Annotated in this window: 16 protein-coding genes and 3 tRNA genes; 9 read left to right on the forward strand and 10 right to left on the reverse strand. The window is 41.1% G+C overall.

The window, feature by feature from the left end; all coding sequences use genetic code 11:
- From Xhom_RS12695 to Xhom_RS39880, 8 genes are all read left to right on the forward strand, one after another.
- Positions 1–198, forward strand: a 198-nt coding sequence (locus Xhom_RS12695; protein WP_244590771.1) for an IS1 family transposase, incomplete at its 5' end; no start/stop codon positions are given.
- A 113-nt stretch (positions 199–311) separates the two neighbouring features.
- Entirely contained in the window at positions 312–707 is a 396-nt protein-coding gene (locus tag Xhom_RS12700; RefSeq protein ID WP_145957451.1) for a hypothetical protein, read from the forward strand.
- An 11-nt stretch (positions 708–718) separates the two neighbouring features.
- A complete protein-coding gene (locus Xhom_RS12705) occupies positions 719–904 on the forward strand; it encodes a hypothetical protein (protein ID WP_071933827.1) in 186 nt (61 codons plus the stop codon).
- Positions 882–1418, forward strand: coding sequence for a phage N-6-adenine-methyltransferase (locus Xhom_RS12710; RefSeq protein ID WP_069315351.1), 537 nt, complete (start codon positions 882–884; stop codon positions 1416–1418). The genes Xhom_RS12705 and Xhom_RS12710 overlap by 23 nt, the downstream gene beginning before the upstream one ends.
- A complete protein-coding gene (locus Xhom_RS12715) occupies positions 1415–1624 on the forward strand; it encodes a hypothetical protein (RefSeq protein WP_069315350.1) in 210 nt (69 codons plus the stop codon). The genes Xhom_RS12710 and Xhom_RS12715 overlap by 4 nt, the downstream gene beginning before the upstream one ends.
- 181 nt (positions 1625–1805) lie before the next feature.
- Positions 1806–2027 (forward strand): DUF4224 domain-containing protein, encoded by a 222-nt coding sequence (locus tag Xhom_RS12720; protein ID WP_069315349.1) that lies wholly within the window; start codon positions 1806–1808, stop codon positions 2025–2027.
- Between the two features lie 2 nt (positions 2028–2029).
- Positions 2030–3046, forward strand: coding sequence for a tyrosine-type recombinase/integrase (locus Xhom_RS12725; protein ID WP_069315348.1), 1017 nt, complete (start codon positions 2030–2032; stop codon positions 3044–3046).
- 29 nt (positions 3047–3075) lie between these two features.
- Entirely contained in the window at positions 3076–3210 is a 135-nt protein-coding gene (locus Xhom_RS39880) for a hypothetical protein (protein ID WP_257784755.1), read from the forward strand.
- Here the strand turns inward: Xhom_RS39880 and Xhom_RS12730 are convergent.
- From Xhom_RS12730 to Xhom_RS12765, 8 genes are all read right to left on the reverse strand, one after another.
- Positions 3189–3275, reverse strand: a tRNA-Leu gene (locus Xhom_RS12730). The genes Xhom_RS39880 and Xhom_RS12730 overlap by 22 nt on opposite strands.
- 7 nt (positions 3276–3282) lie before the next feature.
- A tRNA-Cys gene (locus Xhom_RS12735) sits at positions 3283–3356 on the reverse strand.
- A 5-nt stretch (positions 3357–3361) separates the two neighbouring features.
- Positions 3362–3437 (reverse strand) — tRNA-Gly (locus Xhom_RS12740).
- 144 nt (positions 3438–3581) lie between these two features.
- The gene (gene pgsA / locus Xhom_RS12745) at positions 3582–4130 is read right to left on the reverse strand and encodes a CDP-diacylglycerol--glycerol-3-phosphate 3-phosphatidyltransferase (RefSeq protein ID WP_069315347.1); all 549 of its coding nucleotides are present in this window, start codon (positions 4128–4130) and stop codon (positions 3582–3584) included.
- 57 nt (positions 4131–4187) lie between these two features.
- Positions 4188–6020, reverse strand: a complete 1833-nt coding sequence (gene uvrC / locus Xhom_RS12750; RefSeq protein ID WP_069315346.1) for an excinuclease ABC subunit UvrC — start codon at positions 6018–6020, stop codon at positions 4188–4190.
- Positions 6021–6043: 23 nt separating this feature from the next.
- On the reverse strand, positions 6044–6703 hold the full coding sequence (gene uvrY, locus Xhom_RS12755; protein ID WP_069315345.1) for a UvrY/SirA/GacA family response regulator transcription factor: 660 nt from the start codon (positions 6701–6703) through the stop codon (positions 6044–6046).
- Between the two features lie 489 nt (positions 6704–7192).
- A complete protein-coding gene (locus tag Xhom_RS12760; protein WP_069315344.1) occupies positions 7193–7594 on the reverse strand; it encodes a GFA family protein in 402 nt (133 codons plus the stop codon).
- 200 nt (positions 7595–7794) lie between these two features.
- A complete protein-coding gene (locus tag Xhom_RS12765) occupies positions 7795–8115 on the reverse strand; it encodes a hypothetical protein (RefSeq protein WP_069315343.1) in 321 nt (106 codons plus the stop codon).
- 175 nt (positions 8116–8290) lie between these two features.
- On the opposite strand from Xhom_RS12765, the gene Xhom_RS12770 reads away from it, so the two are divergent.
- Positions 8291–9886 (forward strand): FGGY-family carbohydrate kinase, encoded by a 1596-nt coding sequence (locus Xhom_RS12770; RefSeq protein ID WP_069315342.1) that lies wholly within the window; start codon positions 8291–8293, stop codon positions 9884–9886.
- Between the two features lie 146 nt (positions 9887–10032).
- Here the strand turns inward: Xhom_RS12770 and fghA are convergent, their stop codons facing one another.
- Both fghA and Xhom_RS12780 read right to left on the reverse strand, forming a co-directional pair.
- Entirely contained in the window at positions 10033–10887 is an 855-nt protein-coding gene (fghA, locus tag Xhom_RS12775; RefSeq protein ID WP_069315341.1) for an S-formylglutathione hydrolase, read from the reverse strand.
- A gap of 100 nt (positions 10888–10987) precedes the next feature.
- On the reverse strand, positions 10988–12097 hold the full coding sequence (locus Xhom_RS12780) for an S-(hydroxymethyl)glutathione dehydrogenase/class III alcohol dehydrogenase (protein ID WP_069315340.1): 1110 nt from the start codon (positions 12095–12097) through the stop codon (positions 10988–10990).
- Positions 12098–12294 lie beyond the last annotated feature (197 nt).

The raw sequence follows: 12294 nt of genomic DNA on the forward strand, positions 1-12294 counted from the left end.
GATTATGTTGTTTATGATAACCTTCCCGAGGAAGATCACCTGACTGGAAAGACGTTTACTCAGCGTATAGAGAGAACGAATTTAACTCAGCGTACTCGAATAAAAAGACTGAATAGAAAAACTATCAGTTATTCAAAATCCGAAGAAATGCACGATAAGGTGATAGGAACTTTTATTGAGCGTGAGTACTATTTTTGATATTCAATCTAACTATTTAATACATGACCGGAAGGAGCGCTGAATTATGATAACCATCCAATTCTAATGCTAGATTTAGATGGTAGTTATCGTTATCCATTTATACATCAACAATGGGAATTCTGGCAAATAGTATGGAACGCAAGTCGGAAAAATATAATCAAGCAGGAGAAGAAGAAATGAGCAAAGATGTGATTGAGTTGGCGCAAAAAATTATGTTGGCATTATCAAATGAACGTGAATTAATAGGAAAATATCCAAATATATTTTTTGGTCATTATTTAATTAATGCAGAAAATATAGCAAAAATCTGTAATGAAATAGACAGCCTTCGGAATGAATTAGCCAAATATGAAAATATGGAGCCTGTGGCGTGGGGATTGTTCTATGGTGAACATACGGATATCACCAAAGACCCGCGTATGGCGACAGTATACCGCAGGAATTACGAATCCAACCCAAAACGATATGACGAATTTATTCCACTCTACCGTCACCCCAACAAATAGCGAGAGCCATCATGGACATTATCGACGCAGCGAATGATTTAAATGAGCTGAATCTATCTCATGCGCTCCAGAACCGGCAACCACCATTAACCAGTATCAACGGCATGTGCCGATGGTATGAGACGGAGCCAGCAACACACGGGGCATTCTGTAGTCAGGAGTGCGGAGAAGATTATGAGCGACTTCGGAGGAAGTAACACCCCAAAAGAACTGAAAGACCTCTGGCAAACTCCACTCCCGTTATTTAAAGCACTCGACCTCGAATTTAAATTTACCCTAGATGCGGCTGCATCTGCTCAAAATACTCTGTGCGCCCATTATCTCACAGAGCAAGATAACGCACTGGAATGTGACTGGGTAAGTCATGGCGCTATATTTTGCAATCCACCTTACTCCAATATTACGCCGTGGGTAGAAAAAGCCGCTATCGAATGCCAAAAGCAATTACAGCCCGTCGTTATGTTGGTTCCCTCTGATACCTCGGTGAGATGGTTTAAATTGGCATTGAAAACAGTCGATGAGGTCAGGTTCATTACGGGTGGGAGAATTTCATTTATTCCAGCGGAACGGAAGATAAAAGGTAAGAGTAATACAAAAGGCTCCATGCTTTTAATTTGGCGGCCATTTGTCACTTCACCCAGATTACTAACCACAGTAGATAAAAACTATCTATTTAATATCGGTAATGAACAGATGAGGAAAATAGCATGAAATCAGAATTAAAATTCACTATGAATAAAACTGAACTGCAATCTTTCGTCGAGAATTTAATGTGTCATGGCCCTGATTATTTCGATGAATTACGCGAAGAAAACAAATCTGATTCTGAATTATTAAAGAGCCATATTATCAATGTTATGGATAGTGAGGGAATATATTTAGAAAAAGATGATATCACCGTAACCATCCATGACTAACGAATTCGAGAACGGACGACGACAGGTGGCAAGGGAGTGCCTGAAGAACTGGATTTCGTATGAGATTTAAATTGTATTTCAGGAAAATTATAAATCGATTTAAATAAACCAAAAATCAACCGAAGCGAATCATGACATTCATTATTCGCGGTGCTGTTACGTCCGAAAGAGGAAAAAAAGCATGGTAAATCATGATTGCGCGGTCATTACCGATACAGAAATGATAGAGCTGACCGGATATCAAAAACCATCTAAACAGTGCAAGGCTTTGGAGGATGCTGGTATATTCTTCCTTAAACGGCCGGATGGTCGCCCTCGTACCACTTGGGGGCATTTCAATAAACCACTCTCCAAATTATCTAATATCCCATTCATTGAAGAACCTGACTTCGGAGCAATGTAGCTATGGCAGGAAAAAGGAAGAACCCCGCAGATAACTGGATGCCTCCCCGAGTGTTTCGTGGAAGGTCTGCGTATGAATTCAAGCACCCAGATGGTCGCACAATACGTCTGTGTGCTCTGAGCGTAGATAAATCCGTTGTATGGAACCATTATGAACAGTTAGTGAACGAGGAAAAAAATACTTTCACTTACGGATCACTGGTAGATGATTTTTTACGGTCAGCGGATTTTATCGATCTGGCAAAAGATACGCAGAGTGACTATCGGAAATATTCAAAAAAGGTCGTTCCGGTTTTCGGTAAGATGAACCCAAACAACATTAGACCTGACCACATCCGAAAATACATGGATAAGAGAGGATTGCAGAGTAGGACACAGGCTAACAGGGAAAAAACTTTTATGTCGAGGGTGTTCCGTTGGGGATACGAACGCGGATTGGTGAAGAGAAACCCATGTCAGGGTGTTAAACAGTACCGAGAAAACTCACGGGAACGCTATATCACAGACGCAGAGTATCAAGCACTTTATGAAGTGTCCCCGACTGTTATTCAGGTTGCAATGGAGATCGCGTACCTTTGCTGTGCAAGGCAAAAAGATATTTTAACACTGAGTAAATCTCAACTCATGGAAGCAGGAATTTATATCAAACAACATAAGACAGGGAAAAGCCAGATAAAGGGATGGTCTGAACGATTAAGGAAAGCTATCAAGCTGGCTAGCTCTTTGCCACTGAAAGACGGCCTGCACAGCCTGTATATCATCCACCAAGCCAACGGAAAGATATATTCCAGAGATGGATTTAATAGTCGATGGCTCAAAGCCAAAGAAATTGCCGCGCAGAAATATCCTGAATTAAATTTCAACTTTACCTTTCACGATTTGAAAGCAAAAGGCATCTCTGATCTGGAAGGAACTCTACAAGAAAAACAAGCTATCTCAGGCCACAAAGATATCGGTCAAACAGCTCGATATGACAGAAAAACTGAAATTGTTCCCGTGGTAGGTAATCAGAAAAAATGACTGGCTATTCAATGAAAGGAAAACATCTTATGAAGGCATCTTCTGAAAATGTTCTGAAAGGTGATTTTCATCAAAGAAAAAAGCCACCCGAAGGTGGCTCTTTCTTTACCCTAACTTACTGTTTTACCAGTGAGTTTTTATATGGTGCCCAGAGCGGGACTTGAACCCGCACAACCTAAAGGTCGAGGGATTTTAAATCCCTTGTGTCTACCGATTTCACCACCTGGGCTTGAATCTGGAGGCGCGTCCCGGAGTCGAACCGAGGTTAACGGATTTGCAATCCGCTGCATGGCCACTCTGCCAACGCGCCTTTTTTGGAGCGGGAAACGAGACTCGAACTCGCGACCCCGACCTTGGCAAGGTCGTGCTCTACCAACTGAGCTATTCCCGCCTTTCTTCGAACTTACTGATTTACTTAACTTGTTTCGTAAACCTCATGTGCCGTTCGATGCGTTGCATTCTACTTATTTCATGAAGTGAGTCAACACAATTATTACTACAAGTTGACTGTTCGGTGCTTTTTACATCACATCGATCACGCTTCACGCAAATCGTCCCATGCAGCGCTCAAATATTGAAACATTGACCAGAACGTCAATACCGCAGCAGCGTATAGTAAGATAACTCCACTCACTTCAAATTCAATACAAGGACGCCATAATAAGGCAACGAGTGCCACCATTTGTGCAGTAGTTTTTACTTTACCTATCCAAGAAACAGCCACGCTACTTCGTTTTCCTAATTCAGCCATCCATTCACGCAAGGAGGAGATGATGATTTCACGCGCAATCATTGTCGCAGCAGGTAACGTAATCCACCACGTATGATAATGTTCTGTTATTAGTGCCAACGCAGTAGCGACCATAACTTTATCCGCGACCGGATCAAGAAATGCGCCAAAGCGCGTCGTTTGTTTCCACAAACGAGCAAGAAATCCGTCAAACCAATCAGTTGCAGCAGCGATGATAAAAATAATGGCGCATAACATCGGAGCCCATTGAAAAGGCAAGTAGAACGCCAAAACAAAAAATGGGATTAAGGCAATACGGAATAGGGTAAGCCATGTTGGAATATTTAATTGCATAATGCTTAGTAACTATCTGGCCAATGTTAAATTTATCAGTATGGTGCATCAATACTATTAGTGTTTCAACGCATTATAGATTTTTTCTGCCAGTGCATAAGAAATAGAAGGCACTTTTGCGATCTCTTCTACACTTGCATTGCGTAAAGGCTGTAATCCGCCCATATATTTTAACAGCATTTGTCTCCGTTTTGGCCCGATACCTTCTATCGATTCCAGCATACTGGTCTTTTTCACTTTTTCTCGACGTTGGCGGTGCCCTGTAATAGCGTGATTGTGAGATTCATCACGAATATGTTGAATAACATGCAATGCAGGTGAATCAGGAGGTAGTGCTATCCCCTCTCCCTCTGCTTCAAAAAATAAGGTTTCTAATCCCGCCTTGCGATCACTTCCCTTCGCAACGCCAATTAGTTTTGGATGATTTTTATTCCATTCAACATCCAATGAGTGAAATACATCAATCGCCTGGGCAAGTTGCCCCTTGCCTCCGTCAATAAAGATGATATCGGGGATTTTGGATTGATCAATGACTTTCCCATATCGACGGTGTAAGACCTGATTCATCGCCGCATAATCATCTCCCGGTGTGATACCTGTAATATTATAGCGACGATACTCTGCACGGACAGGACCATTACCATCAAAAACAACACAGGATGCAACCGTTTGTTCTCCCATTGTATGGCTGATATCAAAACATTCCATGCGCTGGATTTTTTCGATACAGGCAAATTCAGCAAGTAATTCTAATCGCTGATGGATTGTCGATTGTTGGGAGAGTTTGGTAGTCAATGCAGTTGCGGCGTTAGTACGTGCCAACTTTAAATAACGAGCTCTATTTCCTCTTGGACGTGCTTGGATGTGAATTTTTCTACCTGATACTTCAGAAAGGGATGCTTCCAGCAATTCTTTTTCAGGTAATGAGAAATCCAGTAAGATCTCTGTCGGCAATGTCCTGTTTTGGCTCCCCTGAAGATAGAATTGACCAAGAAAAGTTTGTACTACTTCATCTAATTTCGTATCTGAAGGAATTTTAGGATAGTAACTTCGGCTACCCAATATTTTCCCTTGCCGGATGAATAAGACGTGTACACAGGCCAAACCTGCCTCAAAAGCAACGCTGATAACATCGAGATCATCACCTTCCCCTGAAACAAATTGCCGTTCCGTGACTTGCCGCACAGTTTGAATCTGGTCGCGGTAATGGGCGGCATCTTCAAATTTAAGTTGTTGACTCGCATCTTCCATTTTTCCAACCAGCTCAGTCAATACTTGCTGATCTTTACCCGCCAAAAACAAGCGGACGTATTCAACTTGCTGCTGATACTCGTCATCCGTCACGTGCCCCTCAACACAAGGGGCAAGACAGCGGCCAATCTGATATTGCAGGCAAGGTCTTGAGCGATTGCGGTACACACTGTCTTCACATTGACGGATGGGAAAGAGTTTTTGCAGTAAAGCTAAAGTGTCACGTACCGCATGGGAGTTGGGAAATGGTCCGAAATATTCCCCTTTCGCATGTTTGGCACCACGATATATAGTCAGGCGAGAATGGATATCACTACTCAAGAAAATATAAGGATAGGATTTATCATCCCGCAACAATACATTATAACGAGGCTGATAAAGTTTGATGTAGTTATGTTCGAGTAGAAGCGCCTCAGTCTCTGTATGGGTGACGGTGACATCTATCTGGACGATATTTTTCACCAGTGATTCTGTTTTGCGGCTGCTAACTTGTGTCCGGAAATAGCTGGATAACCGTTTTTTCAGATCCTTGGCCTTGCCAACATAGATCACGGCACCAGTGGTATCATACATTCGGTAGACTCCCGGTTGGCTGGTGACTATTTTTAAAAACGCCTTTGAATTAAATTGCTCTGCCACGATTTATCACCCATCACAGTTTATCACCCGCTGTGGCTTACCATATTCTGCGCATCAAGCAATCCACAGCGTATTGCTATATGGGTCAATTCTACATCACCCTTGATATTTAGTTTACTGAACATTCTATAACGATAGCTATTCACTGTTTTGGGACTCAGGTTAAGCAACGTGGATATTTCATTAACCTTACGGCCTTGAGTTATCATCGTCATTATCTGTAACTCCCGTTCTGAAAGTTCATCTAATGGATTTTCTTTCTGAGGTAATAACTGACTGAGTGCCATCTGCTGGGCAATATCTGGGGAAATATAACGCTGCCCCGCATAAACAGCCCTAATCGCATTGATCATATCCTGAGGCGTTGCAGCTTTGCTAAGGTATCCCCTGACGCCAGCCTGCATCACTTTCATAGGCAAGGAGCTTTCAGTATGGATAGTCAGCATAATCACACGTGTGTCAGGTGAATAACGGATGATTTTTTTAGCCGCCTCAATTCCTCCTATACCCGGCATTCCCATATCCATAATGACAACATCCGTGCTGTTTGATCTGCACCATCTGATCGCATCTTCTCCACTGCTGGCTTCTCCTATCACCTTGATTCCTCTTACATCATCAAGAATGCCTTTCACGCCAATGCGAACCAGTTCATGGTCATCAACCAATAAAACATTAATCAAACAACATCTCCACTAACGTAATACCCACTAAAATAGTAATAAATTAAGAAGATCCAAAACCAAGCGAATACACCGAGCTTATCATCATGATATTTATAAAATAATTGAAAATAAGACAACACCTCTATCGAGTGATACCAAGATCTTTTTTATGAGGCAGTTGATTATACTAACATTAGTACAAAACCGAAAGAAAATTGTTACATATCAATAAAATAAAATACATTAATTATTTTATTTATTATGAATAATATTGACTCAATTGATTCGTGTCATATTTTTACAAAAAAATTATAAATATTTTATTTATACCCAATAGATTTCGAGTAGCATCGAGGTGGCGAGTGAATGAATATCCAAAAGTATAGACCACTATGTAACTGGAATGAATAAAATAAGCCAACAAAGAGGTGCTTGGAAAGTGAAAAAATATAATAATCCATTTTAATCCACATAATATGAGGGAATATTTCCCTCATACCATAACGATTATTTAAATAAGTTTAGAATATCTTGTTTAGTCAGCATTGGAGTCTTTTCAACAAAATTATAATATGATGGTTTACTGTCCACATAAATTTGACGGGATAGTTTGCTTGAATGTTTATTTTCAAACAAAGCAATTGGAACATAATAAGTACTGGGATGGTGTAAATGGTAGAAAAGATGTGTACCACATTTTTTACAGAAAGCTCTATCTGCCCATTCTGACGATGAATACGTTGAGATATGTTCACCCCCTTCTATTTGTAGATCACCCTGACAATCTACAGATAAAAATGGGCCACCATTCCATTTTTGACATGTTTCACAATGACATACATTAATGTCATCAATGAATTGGTTAGTTTTGACGCTAACCGCACCACATAAGCAACGACCTTGGTTCATTATTTCACTCTCTATCCGAGGTAAATTTATGGAAGAAAATCTTATATGTGAAATAGCACAACATCACCACTTTATTTTACGAAAAATGCTATATTCACTGCGATAATTATCTGGATTTTAGCATTTTTAACAAATACTTTTAAAAAACAACTTCTTTATTCTAAAGTATTGTCATTATCATACTCTTCATCATAAATATGCTAACTGTGCAGTATTCTATGAACAAAAGGAGTTACCACCATCCCAACAGCGATAAAGAAAATAGCCTGAAGGAATAGTCCATAAATAGCTGCAAAATATTTTCCCAGCGTGCTGACTGGCTCAATATGCAAATTTTGAGTTCCAATCATTGAAACAGAGTTCAATAACGCATCAGATATAGCATGGCTTTCAATCAGGAAAAAGCCCAATGCACCAGGTAAAATCCCGATCAAGAATATAACGAATGCGTGTAAGAAAAATCTCAGCATCCGCAAAATAAATCGATCTAGGCTAATTAATTTATCAGTAAATTTTTCCATACTGAGACCTCCACTAATAAATTAGTTATCATGGTGATTGTATGTTAGTTTTTATTTTTATCAATGATTACTCAGTGAAATCAATAATTGATTTGATGAGAAAAGAAAACACGACAACCTGAAGTAAAAAAACCACTCTGAGCAATAGCATTATATAAAAACAACGGGGTCTTGCATGAAGCAACAATATTTTATTGGTGTTGATGTCGGCTCAGCCAGTGTACGAGCGGCTATTTTTGATATGAAAGGCGAACGACTCGCATTTTCTGTCCGTCCTATTCAACAATTTCATCCCAAAACAGGTTTTGTCGAACAATCGTCGGCGGATATTTGGGTTAATGTCTGTAGTACCATCAAAGAGGTTGTTTATCGGGCAGGTATAGACCCTATCTATGTTAAGTCCATCGGCTTTGATGCCACTTGTTCATTAGTTGCAGTTGGTACAGGTGGGTTACCCATCTCTGTTGCAGAAAACGGCAATCCAGAACATGACATCATCATGTGGATGGATCATCGCGCACGACAAGAAACTACCAGCATAAACCGCACAAATGATCCCTGCCTGCGTTATGTTGGTGGTGAAATAAGTGTTGAAATGGAATTACCTAAGATTTTATGGCTAAAAAAGCATTTTCCTCAACGTTATCAATCAGTATGGCGCTTTTTTGACTTAGCCGATTTTTTGGTATGGAAAGCAACAGAAGCTGATGTTGGCAGTGTTTGCACACTTACCTGCAAATGGAATTATCTTGCCCATCAAGCACAATTCAGCAAAGAATTTCTTCAGAATATCGGACTGGAAGATATGACAGATAAAATCCCGCCAACTATCCTCGAAGTGGGTGAGAAAGCGGGTTACTTGACTGCAGAATCAGCCAACGCCTTCGGCCTGCACGATCAAGTTATCGTTGCCAGTGGCATTATTGATGCTCATGCTGGTGGTTTAGCGTTGGTTGGCTCAAAACCCACGGGCAGTTTAGCAATTATTAGTGGAACCTCCAATTGCCATATGATTGCCAGCCCTGAACCGACGATGATACCGGGCGTCTGGGGGCCTTATTTTGGTGCTATGCTGCCAGGATATTGGTTGAATGAAGGAGGACAAAGTGCTGCTGGAGCACTGGTAGAGTGGTCAATTCGCCAGCATGAAGCATGGCCAGAATTGGAGAATGAAGCCAAAGTTTCAGGCCGACATTATTATCAAATTCTGAATGATATCGTTGCCCAATTAGAACAGTATGAAAAATACCCGACAACACATCTCCATGTTTTAGCTGATCATCACGGAAACCGATCACCACGAGCAAATGCCTATGCCAAAGGCATGATCAGCGGATTAACGTTAGAGCATGGGTGTAATGCTTTAGCTCGATATTATTTGGCAACATTACAAGCCATCGCTTATGGTACACGCCATATTATTGATACCTTAATTGCGGCAGGACATAGAATAGATCGTCTAATGATGTGCGGAGGTGCAACCAAAAACCCGTTATGGTTGCGAGAATATGCTAATGTGACAGAACAGGAAATCCATTTAGTCCAAGAAGAAGATGCTGTTAATCTAGGTGCAGCCATATTAGGCGCAGTCGCCAGCGGCACATTTGCTGATATTACACAAGCAGCACAAGCAATGGTAAAAGAAGGGCATGTTATTTCTCCAGATAAAAAAACATTTCCATTCCATCAAGCGAAGTATCAAGTTTATTTACAAATGTACCAAGATCAACAACGTTATATTGATATCATGCACTCGATGACTTTTATTTAGGCATTGATTTGTTATTTGCCTGTCTATTTCAAGAGATTTCAAATTTCATCGCAAAGGTAATTAAATAAATTCTCAGGAGCATGGTCAGCTAGCCAAACCACAAAATTACTTTACTGTTTCAGGCTGTTTTTCACAGCCTGAATCGTTTAAAACACCCTTTTTTCATCTGAACTTTTTTTCATCGCTTTAGCGTGATGAGCAACATGATCTTCAATAAAACTGGCAATAAAATAGTAACTATGGTCATACCCTGGACGAAGATTAATAGTTACAGGGTAACTGACTTTATCGCAAATATCCTGCAATAAATCAGGGCGTAGCTGGCTATCCAAAAAATCATCATTGAGGCCTTGATCGATCAGAATTGGAAGCCGTTCTTTTGCATTCTTGATCAGTTCTACTGCATCATATTGTTTCCATTTAGATATATCTTCGCCGAGATAGGCCAAAAATGCTTTTGTTCCCCACGGAACCTGACTGGGTGCTACAATCGGTGAGAATGCCGATACGCTGCAATAACGCTTTGGGTTCTTAAGTGCAATAACCATAGCACCATGTCCCCCCATTGAATGCCCACTGATAGCCCTGATATCAGTTACCTCAAAACTTGCTTCAATGAGTTCTGGCAGTTCCGCAACGACATAATCGTACATCTGATAATGCGAAGACCAAGGTTGCCTGGAAGCATTGAGATAAAACCCAGCCCCTTTTCCAAGATCATAAGAAGCATCATCCGCGACATCATCACCTCGAGGGCTGGTATCAGGAGCAACAATAACAACTCCATGTTCAGTTGCATAACGCTGAGCCCCTGCTTTTGTGATGAAATTTTGTTCTGTGCAAGTCAATCCAGAGAGCCAATAAAGTACTGGCAGTCTTCTTTCTCTAATTTGGGGAGGCAGAAAAATTGAAAAATTCATCTGGCAATCCAGAACCTTCGATTTATGTTGATAGATATCTTGCCATCCACCAAAACAAGCATGATGTTCAATTCTTACCATTACCTTTCCCTCTAAGATCAATTTGTTATGAACTATCTGGTTATTTCGCAAATACTGCATTGAATTTCAACGCGGTTTTTTGCCTATAGTAAAGACTCAATCAATAGTGAATGACAGCCCGTATCGACTTACCTTCATGCATCAAATCGAAAGCTTCGTTAATACCTTCCAGAGGCATAGTATGGGTGACAAAAGGTGCAAGTTCAATTTCACCTTTCATGGCATCTTCTACCATTCCCGGTAATTGACTACGTCCTTTGACTCCGCCAAAAGCAGTGCCTTTCCATGTCCGTCCAGTAACAAGTTGGAACGGACGCGTTGAAATTTCCTGTCCAGCACCAGCGACACCGATGATTACTGATTGGCCCCAGCCACGATGCGCACTTTCAAGAGCGGCACGCATTACATTGACGTTACCAATACACTCGAAAGTATGATCAACACCCCACTTTGTCATGTCCAGTATGACCTGCTGGATAGGTTTGTCATAATCATTTGGATTGATGCAATCAGTTGCGCCAAACTGCCTGGCTAGTTCGAATTTAGATGGATTTGTATCAATAGCAATTATGCGGCCTGCTTTTGCCTGACGAGCCCCCTGAATGACTGCCAGACCAATTCCACCAAGGCCGAAAACTGCCACGGAATCTCCCTGCTGCACTTTAGCTGTATTATGTACGGCACCGATCCCCGTAGTGACACCACAGCCCAACAGACAAACATGTTCGTGATTTGCCTCCGGATTAATTTTTGCCAGCGATACCTCAGCGACGACAGTATATTCACTGAACGTGGAACATCCCATGTAATGATAGACAGGTTGACCATTGTAAGAAAAACGCGTTGTGCCATCCGGCATAAGACCTTTACCTTGAGTATCACGGACAGCAATACAAAGATTAGTTTTACCGGACTGGCAGAACTCACATGTACCACATTCCGCTGTATATAATGGAATAACATGATCACCCGGTTTTACACTGGTGACTCCTTCACCAACCTCAACGACGATACCAGCACCTTCATGACCCAGAACAACAGGAAATATACCTTCAGGATCGTCACCGGAAAGGGTAAAAGCATCCGTGTGGCAGACACCGGTATGACTAATTTTTATCATGACTTCACCCGCTTTAGGCGGAGCGACATCGATTTCGACAATTTCGAGCGGTTTGTTTGGCCCAAAAGCAACGGCAGCACGCGATTTCATGGAATTCCTCTTTTTATTGATACAAAAGTTCGTATATGCAAGTGAAAACTGAAATTGTAGTTGTATCGCAAAATTAATGATAGGTAGCTTATACCGAGGGTCATGTATTAAATAGTTAGTTGTTGTGATATGCTTCCCGCCTTTTAAGGGTAAAGCATGGCCAAAGCTGACGTCTATTGCCGTTATTGTCACAAATC

Origin of the sequence: Xenorhabdus hominickii (assembly GCF_002632725.1) — a bacterium.
Classification (GTDB): domain Bacteria; phylum Pseudomonadota; class Gammaproteobacteria; order Enterobacterales; family Enterobacteriaceae; genus Xenorhabdus; species Xenorhabdus hominickii.

Coding starts and splice junctions, on each gene's coding strand:
- Xhom_RS12720 (WP_069315349.1), top strand. CDS start 1,806: ATGGTAAATCATGATTGCGCGGTCATTACCGATACAGAAATGATAGAG.
- Xhom_RS12760 (WP_069315344.1), bottom strand. CDS start 7,594: ATGAACCAAGGTCGTTGCTTATGTGGTGCGGTTAGCGTCAAAACTAAC.
- Xhom_RS12705 (WP_071933827.1), top strand. CDS start 719: ATGGACATTATCGACGCAGCGAATGATTTAAATGAGCTGAATCTATCT.
- Xhom_RS12710 (WP_069315351.1), top strand. CDS start 882: ATGAGCGACTTCGGAGGAAGTAACACCCCAAAAGAACTGAAAGACCTC.
- Xhom_RS12725 (WP_069315348.1), top strand. CDS start 2,030: ATGGCAGGAAAAAGGAAGAACCCCGCAGATAACTGGATGCCTCCCCGA.
- Xhom_RS12765 (WP_069315343.1), bottom strand. CDS start 8,115: ATGGAAAAATTTACTGATAAATTAATTAGCCTAGATCGATTTATTTTG.
- pgsA (WP_069315347.1), bottom strand. CDS start 4,130: ATGCAATTAAATATTCCAACATGGCTTACCCTATTCCGTATTGCCTTA.
- Xhom_RS39880 (WP_257784755.1), top strand. CDS start 3,076: ATGAAGGCATCTTCTGAAAATGTTCTGAAAGGTGATTTTCATCAAAGA.
- Xhom_RS12700 (WP_145957451.1), top strand. CDS start 312: ATGGGAATTCTGGCAAATAGTATGGAACGCAAGTCGGAAAAATATAAT.
- Xhom_RS12780 (WP_069315340.1), bottom strand. CDS start 12,097: ATGAAATCGCGTGCTGCCGTTGCTTTTGGGCCAAACAAACCGCTCGAA.
- Xhom_RS12770 (WP_069315342.1), top strand. CDS start 8,291: ATGAAGCAACAATATTTTATTGGTGTTGATGTCGGCTCAGCCAGTGTA.
- Xhom_RS12715 (WP_069315350.1), top strand. CDS start 1,415: ATGAAATCAGAATTAAAATTCACTATGAATAAAACTGAACTGCAATCT.
- fghA (WP_069315341.1), bottom strand. CDS start 10,887: ATGGTAAGAATTGAACATCATGCTTGTTTTGGTGGATGGCAAGATATC.